This window comes from Microbacterium sp. CSI-V, from assembly GCF_001984105.1.
Taxonomy (GTDB): Bacteria; Actinomycetota; Actinomycetes; order Actinomycetales; family Microbacteriaceae; genus Microbacterium.
This window is the reverse complement of the sequence record NZ_MTQM01000006.1, coordinates 34,727-52,662: the sequence shown is the minus strand read 5'-3', so window position 1 is coordinate 52,662 and position 17,936 is coordinate 34,727. Positions and strand designations below refer to the sequence as shown.

Genomic DNA, 17,936 nt, shown 5'->3' with positions numbered 1-17,936 from the left:
TCAGCGCGCGAAGTACCCGCGGTAGTACTCGTACACCCAGCCGACGATGGCGATCGCGAAGATGGCGAAGGCGACGGGCACGAGCCAGCTGCCGACCGCCAGGCCGATCACGGCGATGGCCGCCGAGCCCGCGAGGACGATGGGCCACCAGGACCAGGGGCTGAACTCGCCCATCTCGGGGTCACCGTCGTCGATGTCCGCCGTCAGCGAGTCCTCGGGGAGCTCGCCGCGCTGCGCCTTGACGACACGGCTGATGTAGAACGCGATCATGGCGCTCATCAAGCCCATGAAGATCAGCGCAACCGTGCCCACCCACTCCACGGAGCCGTGGCTGATGACGTTCCACACCGCGTAGACGATGCCGATGAAGAACGCGAAGCCCGTGAGCAGCCACCAGAGTCCGACATTGGTACGCATGGGTTACTTGACCTCTCCAGCTGCGGCATCGACGACAGGCGCGTCGGGGGCATCCTTCGCGGGGCCCACACCGACCGGGATGCCGGCCTCGGGGTGGTTCAGGTCGAACGCGGGACGCTCGCTGCGGATGCGCGGGATGGACGTGAAGTTGTGGCGCGGGGGCGGGCAGGACGTCGCCCACTCCAGCGAGGCGCCGTAGCCCCACGGGTCGTCGACCGTCACGCGCGGCGCCTTGCGGGCCGTGATCCAGACGTTCAGGAGGAACGGGATCATCGAGGCGCCGAGGATCATCGATCCCACGGTGGACAGCTGGTTGCCCCAGGTGAACCCGTCCGCGGCGGCGTAATCGGCGTAGCGACGGACCATGCCGTCCACACCCAGCCAGTGCTGGATGAGGAACGTCATGTGGAAGCCGATGAACAGCATCCAGAAGTGCACCATGCCGAGACGCTCGTTGAGCATCTTCCCGGTCCACTTCGGCCACCAGAAGTAGAAGCCGGCGAACATCGCGAACACGACCGTGCCGAAGACGACGTAGTGGAAGTGCGCCACGACGAAGTACGAATCCGACAGGTGGAAGTCCAGGGGCGGGGAGGCCAGGATGACGCCGGTGAGGCCACCGAAGACGAACGAGACGAGGAAGCCGAGGGCGAAGACCATCGGGGTCTCGAAGGTCACGGATCCGCGCCAGAGGGTTCCGATCCAGTTGAAGATCTTCACGCCGGTGGGCACCGCGATGAGCATCGTCATGAGGGCGAAGAACGGGAGGAGGACTCCGCCCGTGACGTACATGTGGTGCGCCCACACCGCGACGGACAGGGCCGCGATCGCGATCGTCGCGTAGACGAGCGTCTTGTATCCGAAGATCGGCTTGCGGCTGAACACCGGGAAGATCTCGGAGACGATGCCGAAGAACGGCAGGGCGATGATGTACACCTCGGGGTGACCGAAGAACCAGAAGAGGTGCTGCCACAGCAACACGCCGCCGTTCTCGGGGTTGTAGATCTGAGCGCCGAGCACGCGGTCGGCGGCGGCGGCGAAGATGGCGGCCGCGAGGACCGGGAACGCCAGGAGGATCAGGATGCTCGTGATCAGCGTGTTCCACGAGAAGATCGGCATGCGCCACATGGTCATGCCCGGCGCGCGCATGGTGAGGACCGTGGTGATGAAGTTCACGGCGCCGAGGATCGTACCGAAGCCGCTGATGCCCAGACCCAGCATCCAGAGGTTGCCTCCGACACCCGGAGAGAAGCTCGCATTCGCCAATGGCTGATACGCGAACCAGCCGAAGCCGGCGGCGCCCTGCGGGGTGAGGAAGCCCGACACCGCGATCGTGGAGCCGAAGAGGAAGAGCCAGAACGCGAAGGCGTTCAGACGCGGGAAGGCCACGTCGGGAGCACCGATCTGCAGCGGCAGCAGCGCGTTGGCGAAACCGGCGAACAGCGGCGTCGCGAACATCAGCAGCATGATCGTGCCGTGCATCGTGAACAGCTGGTTGTACTGCTCCTTGGTGGGGATGATCTGCATCCCGGGCTCGAACAGTTCGGCACGGATGATGAGGGCCATCACGCCGCCGAGCATGAAGAAGAGCACCGACGAGATGAGGTACATGTACCCGATCGTCTTGTGGTCGGTGGAGGTGATCCACTTGACGACCAGGTTGCCCTTCTCCTCGACGCGGGTGCTGCTCAGCAGCGCGGCCTGGCGGGGCGGGAGGGTCGTGGGGCGCGAAGGACCCGTTCCCTGGAGCGGAAGCGTCGTGGCCATGATCACTTGTTCCCTTCGGCGCCGGCCGTGTTGAGGTTCTGCAGGCGGGACAGATCGCTGATGTCGCCGACATCGCCGGCCTCGCGCAGCGAGTCGAGGTACGCCTCGTACTCGGCCTCGCTGACGACCTTGACGTTGAAGAGCATCGCGGAGTGGTACTCGCCGCAGAGCTCGGCGCACTTGCCTTCGTACGTGCCCTCGCGCGTCGGCGTGAACGACCATTCGTTCTCGCGGCCGAGGTACATGTCCTTCTTGTAGAGGAAGTCGATGATCCAGAACGAGTGGATGACATCGCGCGAGCGCAGGTCGATCTTCACCGTCTTGTTGACCGGGAGGTACAGCGTCGGGACGTCCTGCAGGTCGTATCCGTCGCCGGTCGCCTTGGCCTGGACGCCCATCGAGTACACGGCGTCGGAGTTGTCCTCGCGGGTGCCGTTGTACTGGAAGTCCCACGCCCACTGCTTGCCGTAGGCCGTGATGGACACGTCGGGGTTGTCGTACTGGGTCTCGAGGGTGTTCTGGTCACGAGCGGTGAACGCGAAGAACCCGATCACGAGGATCAGCGGCACGACCGTGTAGAAGATCTCGACCGGCATGTTGTAGCGCAGCTGAACCGGCAGGCCGGACTGGCCCTTGCGACGGCGGTAGGCGATGACGGCCCACAGCATCAGGCCCCATGTGATGACGCCGACCGCGAGCAGCACGATCCACGAGTTCACCCACAGACCGGCGACCATGTCGGTGTGGTTCGTCGCAGGCGTCCCGTCATCGACGAACCCCGGGAGGAATCCGTGCAGCTGCGACGTGGTGCAGCCCGAAAGGAGTGCGACGGAAGCGATCCCGACGGGGACGGCTGCCCAACGAAGGCGACGTTTGGAGGGCACAGTGCACCTTTCCGGGTCGTGGATGTTGCTCTCGACAGTCTAGAGCAACCTCTTACGGTTCTCTGGCCAATCGTCCAGCACCGAAGCATCGAAAACCCCCGGTTTTCGCGGTGTGATCCGCGGTTCCCGGGGGTCGTCGAATTCGGCGCCGGAGCGTCGTGGCGCGGCTCAGTGGAAGCTGTCGCCGCACGCGCAGGAGCCCTGCGCGTTGGGGTTGTCGATCGTGAAGCCCTGCTCCGAGATCGTGTCCTTGAAGTCGATGCTCGCACCGTCGAGGTACGGGACGCTCATGTCGTCGACGATGACCTCGACACCGTCGAAGTCGGCGACCTTGTCGCCGTCGAGGTAGCGCTCGTCGAAGTAGAGCTGGTAGATCAGGCCCGAGCATCCGCCCGGCTGCACGGCGACGCGCAGTCGCAGATCGTCGCGTCCTTCCTGGGACAGCAGGCTCTTCACCTTGTCGGCGGCGGCGTCGGTCAGGGCGACTCCGTGCTCGCGGGTGACGGCGTCGGACGACAGTGTCGTGTCGGTCATGGCGTGGCCCTTCGGGTCGTTCGGTCGCGGGGACGAGTCGATTCTACGCCCGCCTCGTCCCCGCGGAGCCGATCAGACGGTGCGGCGGTTCAGACGTTCCAGCAGCAGGGCCTCGGAGACCAGCGCGTTGCGGAACGTCTCGAGGTGCAGCGACTCGTTCGGGCTGTGGGCACGGGCGTGCGGGTCCTCGACACCGGTCACCAGGATCTGCGCACCGGGGAACTCCCGCACGAGGTCGGCGATGAACGGGATCGATCCGCCGATGCCGACGTCGACCGCATCGACGCCGTACCCGTCGGCGAAGGCGGCGCGAGCGTCCTCGACGGCCCATCCCGCGGTGTCGACGAGGAACGCGTCGCCGCAGTCCACGTCCGTGAACTCCAGCTGCGCACCGAAGGGCGCGTGGGCACGCAGGTGCGCCTCGATCGCGGCGAAGGCCTCCGCCGCCGGCTGTCCGGGTGCGACGCGCGCGCTGATGACGACACGCGTCTCGGGCGCCAGGGTGTTCGACGCCGCTTCCACGGGCGTGGCATCCCATCCCGTGATGGTGACGGACGGCTTGTTCCAGATCCGGCTGAGGATGCTGTCGCGGCCGATCGGCGACACGCCGTCGAGCAGCCCGGACTCCGCGCGAAGGGTCGCCTCGTCGTACCCCGGCGTCTCGGCGTCGCGCACGGCGAGGCCCTCGACCGCGACGGCGCCCTCGTCGTCCCACAGCGTCGCGAGGAGCTTGACCGTGGCGAGCATGGCATCCGGAACCGCGCCGCCCATCATCCCGGAGTGGGACGCGTGCGCGAGAGTGCGGACGGTGAGGGTGAACCGCGCGTTCCCGCGCAGCGACACCGTCAGTCCGGGGGTGCGGTCGTCCCAGTTCCCCGAGTCGGCCACGACGATGACATCGGAGCGGAGGACGTCGGCGTGGTCCTGGAGGAACTGCGCGAAGGAGCGGGAACCGTACTCCTCCTCCCCCTCGATGAACACGGAGATGCCGAGGTCGAGGTCGTCGCCGAGAGCATCGGCGAGGGCGCGGATCGCGCCGACGTGCACCATGATGCCAGCCTTGTCGTCGGCGGCTCCGCGTCCGTAGAGGCGGCCGTCGCGGACCGTGGGCTCGAACGGGGGCGAGTCCCAGAGCGCCTCGTCGCCCGGCGGCTGGACGTCGTGGTGGGCGTAGAGGAGGACGGTGGGGCGGCCGTTCCGGGCCGGACGGGATGCCAGGACCGCGGGCTGTCCGAGTTCGTCGGCGTCGGCGATCGCGGCGCGCGCCACATCGACCCGCTCGAACACCCCCGTGCCGCGGAGCAGCTCGGCGACCGCCTCGGCGCTGCGGGCCACCCCCGACTGGTCGAACGCGGGCCAGGCGATGGAGGGGATGCGCACCAGCGCACCGAGGTCGGCGAGGGCTGCGGGGATGCCGTCGGACGCGGTGGCGCGTACGGCATCCTGCCGGGACAGGTCAGGGGTCATGCGGGTAATCTTAAATCTCCGATCCAGTGAGCTCTCGAGGTTATCCGTGGCCAAGTCCCCCGCCCCCGTCCCCAACGACACCCCCGTCGCGTCGGATGCCACCGCCGCGGGCAAGGGGCGCGCGACACCGTCTCGGGCCGAGCAGGAGGCCGCGCGCAAGCGTCCCCTCGTGGCCGACACCAAGGAGGCGAAGGCCCGCGCCCGCGCCGACCTGGCCGCGCAGCGCGAGAAGGCCCGCGTGGGAATGGCCGCCGGCGACGAGCGCTACCTCCCGGTCCGCGACAAGGGTCCGCAGCGCCGATTCGCGCGCGACTTCGTCGACGCCGGATGGCACCTCGGCGAGGGCGTGATGCCCTTCATGATCCTCGTCATCGTGCTGACGCTCGTGCCGAACGGCTTCTTCCAGTACTGGTCGTTCGTGGCGCTGTGGATCTTCATCCTCTTCGTGATCGGCGACATGATCATCACCTCGATCCGCGTGAAGCGTGCGGCCAAGGCGAAGTTCGGCGAGGACCGACTCGAGAAGGGTCTCGGCTGGTACTCGGCTATGCGCACCGTGCAGATGCGGTTCATGCGCCTGCCCAAGGCACAGGTCAAGCGGGGCCAGTACCCGGCCTGACCGCGACTCTTCGACGGCGGCGTGTCCTTCGGGGCACGCCGCCGTCGTCGTATTCCGCACCGGCAGCGGAGCCGTCGACCCGCGCATCGCGCGTCCGCGGCGGCGGACCGTACGAGTCAGCCGCGAGCGGCGAGCCCGCGGTTGATCTGCCGCGCCCACAGGGGGCCGCGGTAGAGGAAGGCGGTGTAGCCCTGGACCAGGGTCGCCCCGTGGGCGAGACGCTCACGGACGTCGGAGGCGGTCTCCACTCCCCCGGCCGAGATCACGACGAAGTCCGCCGGGACCGCCGCGCGGACGAGATCCAGGACCTCGAGGGCGCGCTGCTTCAACGGCGCGCCCGACAGCCCGCCGGCACCGGCCGCCTCGACCGTCGAGGCCGGCGTCCGCAGCCCGTCCCGGGCGATGGTCGTGTTGGTGGCGATGATCCCCGACAGACCCACGTCCACGGCGAGTCGGGCGATGTCGCCCACCTCGTCGTCGGCGAGGTCGGGAGCGATCTTCACCAGGAGGGGGGTGGCGCCGGCGGCCTCGAGCACCGCGGTCAGCAGCGGCCGCAGCGTCTCCACCGCCTGCAGCCCGCGAAGACCCGGGGTGTTCGGCGACGAGACGTTGACGACGAGGTAGTCGGCGAGCGGTGCGAGCAGGCGCGCACTCCGGACGTAGTCGGTCGTGGCATCCTCGACCGCCACCGCCCGGCTCTTGCCGATGTTGACCCCGATCACCGGACGCCGACGCGATCGGCGGAGAGCCCGCAGACGGCGTGCGGCGACGTCGGCACCTTCGTTGTTGAATCCCATGCGGTTGATCACGGCACGGTCGGCGACCAGGCGGAACAGGCGCGGCTTCGGATTGCCCGGCTGCGGCAGGGCCGTGATCGTCCCCACCTCGACGTGCCCGAACCCCAGGGCACGGAGGCCGCGCACCATCGTCACGTTCTTGTCGAACCCGGCAGCCACGCCGAAAGGCGACTCGAAGGTCAGGCCCAGAGCCCGCACGCGCTGAGACGGGTCGGCCGCCGTCGCGCTCCGGACCGCGGATGCCACCGGACCCACGCCCGCCGCGCGGATGACGAGAGCACCGAGGTGGTGCGCGAACTCGGGATCGAGGCGGCTCAGGACCGCGCGGAAGAGAAGGGGATACATCCCCGCCAGGCTACTGGACGTCGTCGAGCGCCGCGGGCTCGACCGTCGGCCGGGAGGCGTGGTCGGCGCGCAGCTGGGCGATGGCCGCGTCGAAGTCGTCCAGCGACTCGAACGCCTGGTACACGCTCGCGAAACGGAGGAACGCCACCTCGTCGAGCTCCCGCAACGGCCCCAGGATCGACAGGCCGATCTCGTTGGCCTCGATCTGCGACGACCCCGTCTGACGGATCGCCTCCTCGACCTGCTGCGCGAGCATGGCGAGATCGGCATCCGTCACCGGCCGCCCCTGGCACGCCTTCCGGACGCCCGACATGACCTTCTCGCGGCTGAAGGGCTCGACGACGCCGGACCGCTTGATCACGTTCAGGCTCGCGGTCTCGACGGTGGAGAATCGGCCGCCGCATTTCGGACACTGCCGGCGCCGACGAATGCTGAGCCCGTCATCGCTCGTGCGGGAGTCGATGACGCGGGAATCGGGGTTGCGACAGAACGGGCAATGCATGGGAGACCTCGATCAGTCGGCGAAACGCGCCGTGACGGCCTCGCCGTGCGCGGGCAGGGCCTCGGCCTCGGCGAGGGTGACGATGGACTCGTGCACCGCCTCCAGGGCGGCCCGGTCGTACTCGACGACCTGCTGCGGCCGGAGGAAGGTGGCGGCCGAGAGACCCGCACCGTAGCGGGCCTGCCCGCCGGTGGGGAGCACATGGTTGCTGCCGGCGAGGTAGTCGCCGAGGCTGACGGGCGTGTACGGGCCGACGAACACCGCGCCGGCGTTGACGTAGTCCTCGGGGCGCGGATCGGCCAGGTGCAGTTCGAGGTGCTCGGGCGCGTAGGCGTTGCTGAACTCGGTGGCCTGGGCGATGTCGTCGACCAGCACGATCGCCGACTGCGGCCCACCGAAGGCCGCCCGGACCCGCTCGGTGTGGCGGGTACCGGCGACACGGGGCTCGAGCGCGGCGCGGACGGCCTTGGCGAGGTCGGCGGAATCGGTGACGAGGACGGCCGAGGCCTGCTCGTCGTGCTCGGCCTGACTGACGAGGTCTGCGGCGACCAGTGCGGCGTCGGCCGTCCCGTCGGCCACGATGAGGATCTCGGTCGCACCGGCCTCCGAGTCCGTGCCCACGCGTCCGGCCACGGCCCGCTTCGCCGACGCGACGAAGTTGTTGCCGGGACCGGTCACCACGTCCACCGGGTGCAGATCCAGCGACGGGACCCCCCACGCGAACGCGCCGATCGCGCCGGCCCCACCCATCGCGTAGACCTCGCTGACCCCGAGCAGCTTCGCCGCGGCCAGGATCACGGGGTGGACGCGACCGCCGAACTCGGACTGCGGCGGCGAAGCGAGCGCCACCTCGCGCACGCCGGCGACCTGGGCGGGCACGACGTTCATCACGACGCTCGACGGGTAGACGGCCTTGCCGCCCGGGACGTAGAGACCGACACGCCGGACCGGCTGCCAGCGCTGCGTGACCCGCGCCCCGGGGCCGATCTCGGTGACCACGGGCGCGGGGACCTGTGCGGCGGACGCGGCGCGCACGCGACGGATCGCCTCATCGAGGGCGGCGCGGATGCCGGGATCCAGATCGGCGAGAGCCTCGTCGAGGTGCGCGGCGGGCACGGCGATGGCGTGACCGCTGACGCGGTCGAACGTCTCGGCCTGCTCGCGGAGGGCCTCTTCGCCCCGGCGGGCGACGTCCTCGACGATGCGCGCCGCCGTCGCGAGCGCCTCATCACGGGCTGCGTCGGCACGGGGAACAACGGCGAGGAACTCGGCCGGCGAGAGCGCGCGACCGCGCAGATCGATGGTGCGGAGCATTCCTCCAGGCTACCGCCCGAAGGCGAGCCGCCCGCCGTGCGGCGGGCGGCTCGCAGACGGTGATCAGCCGCGCGTGATGCCCGTGACGTCGTGCAGGTACCCGATGCGTCCGTCGTCGTGGCGGACGACGAACGTCTCACCGCGGTCCTCGATCACGAGAGCCCACGCCGTGGGACCGACGCGGAAGATCGGGGTGCCGTAGTCGTCGACGACGTCGCGCTCCTCGGGGGCCAACGCCCAGAACGCCTGCGGCTGCGGGTGCCGTGGAGCGGCCTCGTGCTCGCGCGTGCGATCGGCGGATGCCGGGGATGCCTCCGCACCGATCACGTCGGTGTCGTGGGTGTCGCCGTGCGTCGGGAACACGGAAGTCGCCGGCTCGGCGTCGGTGCGTGGAAGGTCGGTCGATCCCGTGTAGCTCCCGGGCACGGGGCCGTGGTCGTCCGTCGCCTCGTGGCCCTCGGGAGCGGGAGCGGGAGCGGGCGCCGACGGCGTCCGCACCGGGCGAGGACGGGCCGGACGCTTCGCCACCGCCCGGACCGGGCGGGCGTTGCGGTGGGCGGGCGCGTCGGGACGCTCCTGGAAGTCTTGCTCGAACGGCGGGATGATCGGCGCGAAGACCGTGAGGACGACACCGGCCAGCGCGAACACGGCACCGACCCAGACGACCCAGGTGCGGGTCCAGAGGCCGGTCTCGGCCGCCACGGACACGGCGTCCCAGACCCACGCGACCCACACGAGAGCGGCGACCGAGAAGGCCACCGAAGCGAACTGGTCGATCCCCAACGACCCGACCCGTCGGATGCCCTGGGGAGACAGCCGGCGGAGAACCAGCAGCCCCACCGCGATCGTCGGGAGGGCGACCGTGGGGATCCACCACACGCCGGACAGCCAGACGTTGTCGCCGCCGCCGAGGACGCGGACGTTCGCGGGCAGGTTGTTGGTCGGGAAGAACGAGACGAGGAAGATCACGGCCCAGATCCCGAGCAGAGCGATCTCGCGGATCGAGAAGGGGCCGACGCCGTACTGCGGTGCGGTGTCGGCCGATGCGGACGCGTCGCGCGGAGCGTGTGCGGCGTGCTCGTCGGCGTCGGGCAGCTCGGTGTGCGTCGAGCGGCGGGCGTTGACGTGCGTGCGTGCACCCACCTGCTGCCCGGAGGACGCGTCGTCGTCCACGTCGTGGTCGACCTCATCGGCGCCGGCGGTGGGGCGCGCGCTCCGCGGCTCGTCCGCGGCATCCGGGGCGACCGCGGGAGCGTGGCCGTTCTCTTGGTACACGGAGTCGTCCTCCGCCGCCGAGCCCGCGTCGTGCGCGGGCAGGTCGTCGTAGCGATCGGTCACGATGGTCCTTTCGTTCGAGTGCCTCGGCACCCGTCGTCACTGTGAGACTGGCCGCGTCGTCTCGGGGAGGACCCCGGGTTGACAGCACGGCCGGGGCGTCAGCCCAGGCAGTTCGGGCCGAGCAGGCCCTTGAGCTCTCCGAAGAGATCAGCGGTCACCCGCACCGGCATGGGCACCTCGAAGACCTTGGCGGTGCCACCTTTGTGGAGCTTGAGAGTCACCTCCGTGTCGCCGGCGTGCCGACGCAGCATCTGGGCGAGCTCGCCGACGAGCGTTTCGTTCGCCCGCTGCTCGGGGACGACCAGTGTAAGACCGCTCATCGCGTCGAAGCCCTCGAGGTCGGGGACGAACGCCGACTGCGCGTGGAGGTTCAGACCGTCGTCGCGACGGGACACGCGGCCGCGGACGACGAGGATCGAGTCCGCCTGCAGCACGGGAGCGAACTCGGCGTAGGTCTTGCCCATGAACATCACGGTCACCTCGCCGTTGAAGTCCTCGACGGTGACCATGCCATAGGGGTTGCCGCTCTGCTTCGCGACGCGGTGCTGGACGCTGGTGAGCAGACCCGCGACGGTGACCTGGTCACCGTCCTGCACGTCGTCGGAGGCGAGCAGGTCGTGGATCGACGTCGACGCGTGCTTGGCGAGAGGCACCTCGAGCCCGGCCAGCGGGTGGTCCGAGACGTAGAGCCCCAGCATCTCCCGCTCGAACGCCAGCTTGTCCTTCTTCGTCCACTCCGGACGTTCGGGGACCTTCACGACCTGCTGCGGCTCGTCCCACAGCGAGTCGAAATCGAAGCCCACCTCGCCGTTCGCCTCGCGGCGCTTGTCGAGCACGGCCCCTTCGCAGGCGTCCTCGTGGATCTCGACGAGCGCACGGCGCGTGGACCCGAGGGAGTCGAACGCCCCCGCCTTGATGAGGGATTCCACCGTGCGCTTGTTGGCCACGTGCAGCGGCACCTTGGACAGGAAGTCGTGGAACGAGGTGTACTTGGCATCCTGACGCGCCGCGACGATCCCGTCGACGACGTTGGTGCCGACGTTGCGGACGGCGCCCAGACCGAAGCGGATGTCTTCCCCGACGGCCGCGAAGAATCGGATCGATTCGTTCACATCGGGCGGGAGCACCTTGATGCCCATGCGGCGGCACTCGTTGAGGTACACCGCCATCTTGTCCTTGGAATCGCCGACGCTCGTGAGCAGGGCGGCCATGTACTCGGCGGGATAGTGGGCCTTCAGGTAGGCCGTCCAGTACGACACCAGACCGTACGCGGCGGTGTGCGCCTTGTTGAACGCGTAGTCGGCGAACGACTCGAGCACCTTCCACAGCGTCTGCTGAGCCACGTCGCCGAAGCCGCGCTCGGTCATGCCGCCGAAGAAGATCTCTTTCTGCTTGTCGAGTTCGCTCTTCTTCTTCTTTCCCATCGCGCGCCGGAGGAGGTCGGCTTGACCGAGGGTGTAGCCGGCGACGCGCTGGGCCACGGCCATGACCTGCTCCTGATAGACGATCAGGCCGTACGTGGTGTCGAGGATGTCGGCGAGCGGCTCTTCCAGCTCGGGGTGGATCGGCTCGATCTCCTGCTGCTTGTTCTTGCGCAGCGCGTAGTTGATGTGCGAGTTCACGCCCATCGGGCCGGGACGGTAGAGAGCGAGGACCGCCGAGATGTCCTCGAAGTTGTCGGGGCGCATGAGGCGCAGCAGCGACCGCATGGGTCCGCCGTCGAGCTGGAAGACGCCGAGCGTGTCGCCGCGCGCGAGGAGTTCGTAGGATGCCGCGTCGTCGAGGTCGAGGTCTTCGAGCACGAGGGGGTGCCCGCGGTTCGCCTCGATGTTGTCGAGCGCGTCGTTGATGATCGTGAGGTTACGCAGCCCCAGGAAGTCCATCTTGATGAGCCCGAGGGACTCGCACGCGGGGTAGTCGAACTGCGTGACGATCTGGCCGTCCTGCTCGCGGCGCATGATCGGGATGATGTCGATCAGCGGCTCGCTCGACATGATGACACCGGCGGCGTGCACACCCCACTGGCGCTTGAGGTTCTCGAGTCCCAGGGCGGTGTCGAACACCGTCTTGGCCTCGGGGTCGGTCTCGATCAGCGTGCGGAACTCGCTCGCCTCCTTGTACCGCGGGTGCTCGGGGTTGAACATGCCGTCCAGCGGCATGTCCTTGCCCATCACGGCGGGCGGCATGGCCTTGGTGAGCTTGTCGCCCATGCTGAACGGGAACCCCAGGACGCGACCCGCGTCCTTGAGCGCCTGCTTGGCCTTGATCGTGCCGTACGTGACGATCTGGGCGACGCGTTCGTCTCCGTACTTCTCGGTCACGTACTGGATGACCTCGCCGCGACGCCGGTCGTCGAAGTCGACGTCGAAGTCGGGCATCGACACGCGGTCGGGGTTCAGGAAGCGCTCGAAGATGAGGCCGTGCTGCAGGGGGTCGAGGTCGGTGATCTTCATCGCGTACGCGACCATCGAGCCGGCGCCCGAACCGCGGCCCGGTCCCACGCGGATGCCGTGGTCCTTGGCCCAGTTGATGAAGTCGGCGACGACGAGGAAGTATCCCGGGAACCCCATCTGGAGGATGACGCCGGTCTCGTACTCGGCCTGCTTGCGCACCTCGTCGGGGATGCCGCCCGGGTACCGGTCGTGGAGCCCGGTCTCGACCTCTTTGATCATCCAGCTGTCTTCGGTCTCGCCGTCGGGGACCGGGAAGCGGGGCATGTAGTTGGCCGAGGTGTTGAACTCGACGTCGCATCGCTCGGCGATCAGGAGCGTGTTGTCGCACGCTTCGGGGTTGTCGCGGAACACTTGCCGCATCTCGGCGGCGGACTTGACGTAGTAGCCGTCGCCGTCGAACTTGAAGCGCTTGGGGTCATCGAGCGTCGAGCCGGACTGCACGCACAGCAGAGCCGCATGACTCGTGGCATCGTGCTGGTGCGTGTAGTGGAGGTCGTTCGTGCCCAGGAGCGGGATGTCGAGCTCTTTGGCGAGCCGCAGCAGATCCGACATGATGCGGCGCTCGATCGACAGACCGTGGTCCATGATCTCGGCGAAGTAGTTGTCTTTGCCGAAGATGTCCTGGAACTCGGCCGCGGCCGCCTTGGCCGCGTCGTACTGCCCCAGGCGCAGGCGCGTCTGGACCTCGCCCGAGGGACACCCGGTCGTCGCGATGAGGCCCTTGCTGTACGTCTGCAGCAGCTCGCGGTCCATGCGGGGCTTGAAGTAGTAACCCTCCATGCTCGACCGCGACGACAGCCGGAACAGGTTGTGCATGCCCTCGGTGGTCTCGGACAGCAGCGTCATGTGCGTGTACGCGCCGGAACCGGACACGTCGTCGCTCTGCTGCTCGGGCGTCCCCCACCGCACGCGCGACTTGTCGGAGCGATGGGTGCCGGGCGTCACGTAGGCCTCGATGCCGATGATCGGCTTGATGCCGGCATCCTTCGCCGTCTTGTAGAACTCGTAGGCGGCGAAGGTGTTGCCGTGATCGGTCACCGCGATCGCCGGCATGCCCAGTTTCACGGCCTCCTGCACCATGGGTCCGATGCGCGCGGCCCCATCGAGCATGGAGTACTCGCTGTGCACGTGAAGGTGAACGAAGGAGTCTGCTGCCACCCGTCGAGTGTACGTTCCTCCCCCGACATCGGCCTGGGTTAGCGTGGGCGCGTGCCCACTCCCGACTTCGTCCTGGAACTGCGCCGCCACGTCGGCACGGTGCCCCTGCCGCTGGTGGGAGTGACCGCCGTCGTCGTCCGGGGGGACGAGCTCCTCTTGGGCCGCCGCAGCGACACGGGCCGGCTCACGCCCGTCACCGGCATCGTCGATCCCGGCGAGGAACCCGCCGACGCCGCGGTCCGCGAGGCCGAGGAGGAGGCGGGTGTCCGCATCCGTGTCGAGCGGCTCGCCTGGGTGCATCAGATCCCCCGCGTCACCTACGCCAACGGCGACCGGAGCGACTACCTCGACCTGACGTTCGCGTGCACCTGGGTCGACGGCGAGCCCGAGCCCGTGGACGGCGAGATGACCGAGGTCGGGTGGCATCCCGTCTCGGAGATCGACCGGATCCTGGATGCCGAGATGGCGGCGCGCGTGCGCGCGGCGCTCACGCCCGGACCGGCCCGGTTCGAGGGCGGCCGCTGACCCGTCGCCTCAGGCGCCGTCGCGCAGCACGTCGAGGGCGTGCTGCAGATCGGCCGGGTAGGGCGACTCGAAGCTCGCCCACTCCCCCGTCGCCGGGTGGGCGAAGGCGAGCCGGTGGGCGTGCAGCCACTGGCGCGTGAGACCGAGCCGGGCCGACAGCGTGGGGTCGGCGCCGTACAGCGGGTCGCCCGCGCACGGGTGCCGGTGCGCGGCCATGTGGACGCGGATCTGGTGCGTCCGGCCCGTCTCGAGGTGGATCTCCAGCAACGACGCCCGCGGGAACGCCTCGAGGGTCTCGTAGTGGGTGACGGAGTCCTTGCCGTCGGGGGTCACGGCGAACTTCCACGAATGATGCGGATGCCGCCCGATCGGGGCGTCGATCGTTCCGGCGAGCGGATCGGGGTGCCCCTGGACGACGGCGTGGTAGATCTTGTCGACGGTCCGGTCCTTGAAGGCCGCCTTCAGCACGGTGTAGGCCCGCTCGATCTTGGCCACGACCATGAGACCGCTCGTGCCCACGTCGAGGCGGTGGACGATTCCCCGCCGCTCGGCGGCCCCGCTCGTGGCGATCCGGAATCCCGCGGCGGCCAGCGCACCGAGGACGGTCGGCCCCTCCCACCCCACCGACGGATGCGCGGCGACCCCGGACGGCTTGTCGACGACGACGATGTCGTCGTCGTCCCACACGATGCCGAGGTCGGGCACGGCGACGGGGACCACTTCCGGGTCGCGCTTGGGCTCCCACTCGACGCTCAGCCACGTGCCCGCGCGCAACCGATCGGATCGACCGACCGTGCGCCCGTCGACGGTCACTCCGCCGGCGTCGGCCACCTCGGCCGCGAACGTGCGCGAGAAGCCCAGCATCTTGGCGAGGGCCTGGTCGACGCGCGCCCCCTCGAGCCCGTCCGGGACGGGAAGACTCCGCGAGTCCATGTCAGCGGACGCCGGATTCGCCGGACGTCTCGACCGCGTCGTCGGATGCGGCGGCGGCCGCGCGCGACGCGCGGGTCTCGCGGGTGCCGTCCAGGCGGAGACCGAACAGCACCAGCAGCGCGACGGAGATCATCATCGACACGATGAACACGTCGGCGACGTTGTAGATCGCGGGCATCATCCACGGCGTCGAGATGAAGTCGACCACATGGCCGACGGGGAACCCGGGCTCGCGCAGGAGGCGGTCGGTGAGGTTTCCGAGGACACCGCCGAGCAGCAGTCCGAGCACGATCGCCCACAGACGGGACCGGACGCGCGTCACGGCGAGGAAGACGATGATGACCGCGACGACCGCGAGCGCGATCGTGAAGATCCAGGTCACGCTCTCACCGAGGGAGAACGCGGCTCCCGGGTTTCGAACCAGGTAGAACTGCAGCGCTTCGCCGATCACCGGCACGACACGCTCCGGGGGGAGATTGTCGATGGCGATCGTCTTCGCCAACTGGTCGGCGGCCAGCACCACCGCCGCGAGAATCGCGACGAGGGCGCCGGCCGCCGCCGAACGCAGAGGAGATCGACTGCGCAAAGAGTCGGCCTACAGACCGATCGCCGACACGGGCGTGGAGCCCGACGACGAACCGGCCGTGTCGAGGTCGCGGAGCTGACCCTCGATGTAGGAACGCAGCTGCGAGCGGTAGTCGCGCTCGAAGTTGCGGAGCTCCGTGATGCGACCCTCGAGCGTGGTGCGCTCCTTCTCGAGGCGGGCGCGCTCTTCGCGGCCCTGCTTCTCGGCCTCGGCGACGATGGATGCCGCCTGGGCCTGAGCCTCGGAGATGAGCTGATCGCGCTGGGCCTTGCCCTCGGCGACGTGCTCGTCGTGCAGACGCTGGGCCAGCTCGATGATCCCGGCGCTCTGGGCGGCGGGTGCCGCGTCGGACTCGGCGGCGGGAGCCGCGGCCGGAGCGGGGGCCGGCACCTCGGTGACGACGGGCTCCTCGGCCTGGGGCGCCTCGGCGGCGGGAGCCGCGGGGGCTGCCTCACCGGACTCGAAGGCGGCGAGCTTGGCCTTCAGCTCTTCGTTCTCGGCGATCGTCTTGCGCCACTCGACGACGATCTCGTCGAGGAAGTCGTCGACCTCGTCGGGGTCGAAGCCCTCCTTGAAGCGCACGTGCTGGAACTGCTTGGTGACGACGTCATCGGGGGTCAGTGCCATGGTGTTTCCTCTTTCGAGAGCTCTGAATCGGAACTGGGGGGTGTCGCACCGGGGCACACCGCTTCGGAACAGCATAGCCGCCGCCCTTCTCCGGTGTCGAAGGGCGACGGCTGTGCAGGGGTCAGAGTGCCGCGAGCGACCGCGTGACGCTGAGCAGCAGGAAGCACGCGAACATCGTGATCGCGAACGCGAAATCGATCGCGATCCCGCCGATGCGAAGCGGAGGGATCACCCGCCGAAGAAGTCGGATCGGCGGGTCGGTGACGGTGTAGACGATCTCGGCCACCACCAGCATGGCGCCGCGGGGACGCCATTCACGGTTGAACATCGGGATGTACTCCAGCACGAGGCGTGCCAGCAGCAGAACGATGTAGATGAACAGGAGCGCGCTGAGGATGGAGCCGACCAGGCTCAGGACGGCCACGATCGATTACTGGGACGCGAAGGGCGCGGCCTCGGGGTCGGCCTGCGCGATCGCACCGTCGCCGGACACGGCGATGTTCTCGGGCGAGAGCAGGAAGACCTTGCTCGTGACCCGCTCGATGCGTCCGTACAGACCGAGCGACAGGCCGCTCGCGAAATCGATCAGGCGGCGCGCGTCGGCGTCGCTCATCTGCGACAGGTTGATGATGACCGGGATCCCCTCGCGGAAGTTCTCGGCGATCGTCTGCGCGTCGCGGTACTGCTTGGGGTGCACGGTGAGGATCTCGCTCACCGGGCCGGCGGCGGGCTGACGCACCACGGCAGGGCGGTGGAGCGGCGTCACCGGAGCGGCCTTCTCGACAGCAGCGGGCTGCTTGCGCGCGACCGGCTGCGGAGCAGTCTCCTCATAGGTCTCCTCCTCGTCGGCGAGGCCCAGGTACACCATCGTCTTCTTGAGCGGGTTCGACATCGCATCCTCCGTTCGCTCGTCTGTTTCGAGGCTAGTCGCGCGCGGGGCGCGGACCCGTGATTGCGGAGCCGATCCGCAGGTGTGTCGCGCCCATCGCGACGGCTTCCGGGAAATCCCCCGTCATTCCGGCGGAGATCCACGTCGCGTCGGGGACGACACGCCGGACCTCGTCCGCGCAGGCCCGGAGCCGCGCGAACGCCGGCGCGGGCTCCTCGTCCAGCGGCGCGACCGCCATGACACCGCGGAGCCGGAGCGTTCCGAGCGAGGCGACGTGGGCGGCCAGTGCCTCCGCCTCGGCGGGAACGACACCGCCGCGACCGGGATCGTCCGTCAGGTTGACCTGCAGCAGCACGTCGAGGACGGCGCCGTCGCCGGCGGCATCCAGGGCGTCCGCGATGCGCGGCCGGTCGACGGAGTGGACCACGTCGGCGGCGGCGCGGACGGCACGGGCCTTGTTGGTCTGAGCCTGGCCGATGAAATGCCAGCGGAGACCCTCGAGGGCCCCGAGTTCGCGGCGCTTGGCCGTCAGCTCCTGCTGGCGGTTCTCGCCGACGTCGCGCACGCCCAGGGCGTACAGGTCGGTGATGAGCGACGCCGGGTGGAATTTGGTGACGACGATGCGCGTGATCTCGGCGGGGTCGCGGCCGGCGTCTCGCGCCGCGTCGTTGATGCGCGCGTCGACGGATGCCAGGCGGTCGGCGAGGGCGGTGTCCATGGATACTCCTTCGACGACGCAGCGGGCCCGGTGGAGACCGGACCCGCTGCGTCAGCCGTTCGT

At 69.2% G+C, this 17,936-nt stretch carries 18 protein-coding genes; 2 read left to right on the top strand and 16 right to left on the bottom strand.

Annotation, left to right across the window (positions count from 1 at the left end):
* From CSIV_RS02775 to CSIV_RS02755, 5 genes are all read right to left on the bottom strand, one after another.
* Nucleotides 1-417 carry a cytochrome c oxidase subunit 4 gene (locus CSIV_RS02775; protein WP_077049907.1) on the bottom strand — a complete coding sequence of 139 codons (417 nt, stop codon included), beginning with the start codon at nucleotides 415-417 and terminating at the stop codon, nucleotides 1-3.
* A gap of 3 nt (nucleotides 418-420) precedes the next feature.
* Nucleotides 421-2,184, bottom strand: coding sequence for an aa3-type cytochrome oxidase subunit I (gene ctaD, locus CSIV_RS02770; RefSeq protein WP_077050115.1), 1,764 nt, complete (start codon nucleotides 2,182-2,184; stop codon nucleotides 421-423).
* A gap of 2 nt (nucleotides 2,185-2,186) precedes the next feature.
* Nucleotides 2,187-3,068, bottom strand: coding sequence for an aa3-type cytochrome oxidase subunit II (gene ctaC, locus CSIV_RS02765; RefSeq protein ID WP_083734962.1), 882 nt, complete (start codon nucleotides 3,066-3,068; stop codon nucleotides 2,187-2,189).
* Between the two features lie 168 nt (nucleotides 3,069-3,236).
* On the bottom strand, nucleotides 3,237-3,602 hold the full coding sequence (gene erpA, locus CSIV_RS02760) for an iron-sulfur cluster insertion protein ErpA (protein WP_076490686.1): 366 nt from the start codon (nucleotides 3,600-3,602) through the stop codon (nucleotides 3,237-3,239).
* A gap of 72 nt (nucleotides 3,603-3,674) precedes the next feature.
* Nucleotides 3,675-5,069, bottom strand: a complete 1,395-nt coding sequence (locus CSIV_RS02755) for a dipeptidase (RefSeq protein WP_077049905.1) — start codon at nucleotides 5,067-5,069, stop codon at nucleotides 3,675-3,677.
* A gap of 46 nt (nucleotides 5,070-5,115) precedes the next feature.
* Here CSIV_RS02755 and CSIV_RS02750 point away from each other — a divergent pair, with 46 nt between their 5' ends.
* Nucleotides 5,116-5,688: a DUF3043 domain-containing protein gene (locus tag CSIV_RS02750; protein WP_077049904.1), complete on the top strand. Its 573-nt coding sequence runs from the start codon at nucleotides 5,116-5,118 to the stop codon at nucleotides 5,686-5,688.
* Nucleotides 5,689-5,804: 116 nt separating this feature from the next.
* Here the strand turns inward: CSIV_RS02750 and CSIV_RS02745 are convergent, their stop codons facing one another.
* The 5 genes from CSIV_RS02745 to dnaE form a co-directional block, all read right to left on the bottom strand.
* Nucleotides 5,805-6,830: a quinone-dependent dihydroorotate dehydrogenase gene (locus CSIV_RS02745; protein ID WP_077049903.1), complete on the bottom strand. Its 1,026-nt coding sequence runs from the start codon at nucleotides 6,828-6,830 to the stop codon at nucleotides 5,805-5,807.
* 10 nt (nucleotides 6,831-6,840) lie between these two features.
* A complete protein-coding gene (nrdR, locus tag CSIV_RS02740) occupies nucleotides 6,841-7,332 on the bottom strand; it encodes a transcriptional regulator NrdR (RefSeq protein ID WP_077049902.1) in 492 nt (163 codons plus the stop codon).
* Between the two features lie 12 nt (nucleotides 7,333-7,344).
* The gene (hisD, locus tag CSIV_RS02735) at nucleotides 7,345-8,646 is read right to left on the bottom strand and encodes a histidinol dehydrogenase (RefSeq protein ID WP_077049901.1); all 1,302 of its coding nucleotides are present in this window, start codon (nucleotides 8,644-8,646) and stop codon (nucleotides 7,345-7,347) included.
* A gap of 63 nt (nucleotides 8,647-8,709) precedes the next feature.
* Nucleotides 8,710-9,984 (bottom strand): hypothetical protein, encoded by a 1,275-nt coding sequence (locus tag CSIV_RS02730; protein ID WP_077049900.1) that lies wholly within the window; start codon nucleotides 9,982-9,984, stop codon nucleotides 8,710-8,712.
* A 98-nt stretch (nucleotides 9,985-10,082) separates the two neighbouring features.
* Nucleotides 10,083-13,547 carry a DNA polymerase III subunit alpha gene (dnaE, locus tag CSIV_RS02725; protein WP_202400711.1) on the bottom strand — a complete coding sequence of 1,155 codons (3,465 nt, stop codon included), beginning with the start codon at nucleotides 13,545-13,547 and terminating at the stop codon, nucleotides 10,083-10,085.
* A 99-nt stretch (nucleotides 13,548-13,646) separates the two neighbouring features.
* Here dnaE and CSIV_RS02720 point away from each other — a divergent pair, with 99 nt between their 5' ends.
* Nucleotides 13,647-14,120 carry an NUDIX domain-containing protein gene (locus CSIV_RS02720; RefSeq protein WP_077049898.1) on the top strand — a complete coding sequence of 158 codons (474 nt, stop codon included), beginning with the start codon at nucleotides 13,647-13,649 and terminating at the stop codon, nucleotides 14,118-14,120.
* 9 nt (nucleotides 14,121-14,129) lie between these two features.
* On the opposite strand, the gene CSIV_RS02715 is transcribed toward CSIV_RS02720, so the two are convergent.
* The 6 genes from CSIV_RS02715 to CSIV_RS02690 form a co-directional block, all read right to left on the bottom strand.
* Complete coding sequence (locus tag CSIV_RS02715) at nucleotides 14,130-15,053, bottom strand: RluA family pseudouridine synthase (protein ID WP_077049897.1); 924 nt, start codon at nucleotides 15,051-15,053, stop codon at nucleotides 14,130-14,132.
* Between the two features lies 1 nt (nucleotide 15,054).
* On the bottom strand, nucleotides 15,055-15,639 hold the full coding sequence (gene lspA, locus CSIV_RS02710; RefSeq protein ID WP_077049896.1) for a signal peptidase II: 585 nt from the start codon (nucleotides 15,637-15,639) through the stop codon (nucleotides 15,055-15,057).
* A 9-nt stretch (nucleotides 15,640-15,648) separates the two neighbouring features.
* Nucleotides 15,649-16,266, bottom strand: coding sequence for a DivIVA domain-containing protein (locus tag CSIV_RS02705; protein ID WP_077049895.1), 618 nt, complete (start codon nucleotides 16,264-16,266; stop codon nucleotides 15,649-15,651).
* Between the two features lie 121 nt (nucleotides 16,267-16,387).
* Nucleotides 16,388-16,690, bottom strand: a complete 303-nt coding sequence (locus CSIV_RS02700; protein WP_022877736.1) for a YggT family protein — start codon at nucleotides 16,688-16,690, stop codon at nucleotides 16,388-16,390.
* Nucleotides 16,691-16,696: 6 nt separating this feature from the next.
* A complete protein-coding gene (locus CSIV_RS02695) occupies nucleotides 16,697-17,158 on the bottom strand; it encodes a cell division protein SepF (protein WP_077049894.1) in 462 nt (153 codons plus the stop codon).
* 31 nt (nucleotides 17,159-17,189) lie between these two features.
* Nucleotides 17,190-17,873 carry a YggS family pyridoxal phosphate-dependent enzyme gene (locus tag CSIV_RS02690; protein ID WP_077049893.1) on the bottom strand — a complete coding sequence of 228 codons (684 nt, stop codon included), beginning with the start codon at nucleotides 17,871-17,873 and terminating at the stop codon, nucleotides 17,190-17,192.
* Nucleotides 17,874-17,936: the final 63 nt, after the last annotated feature.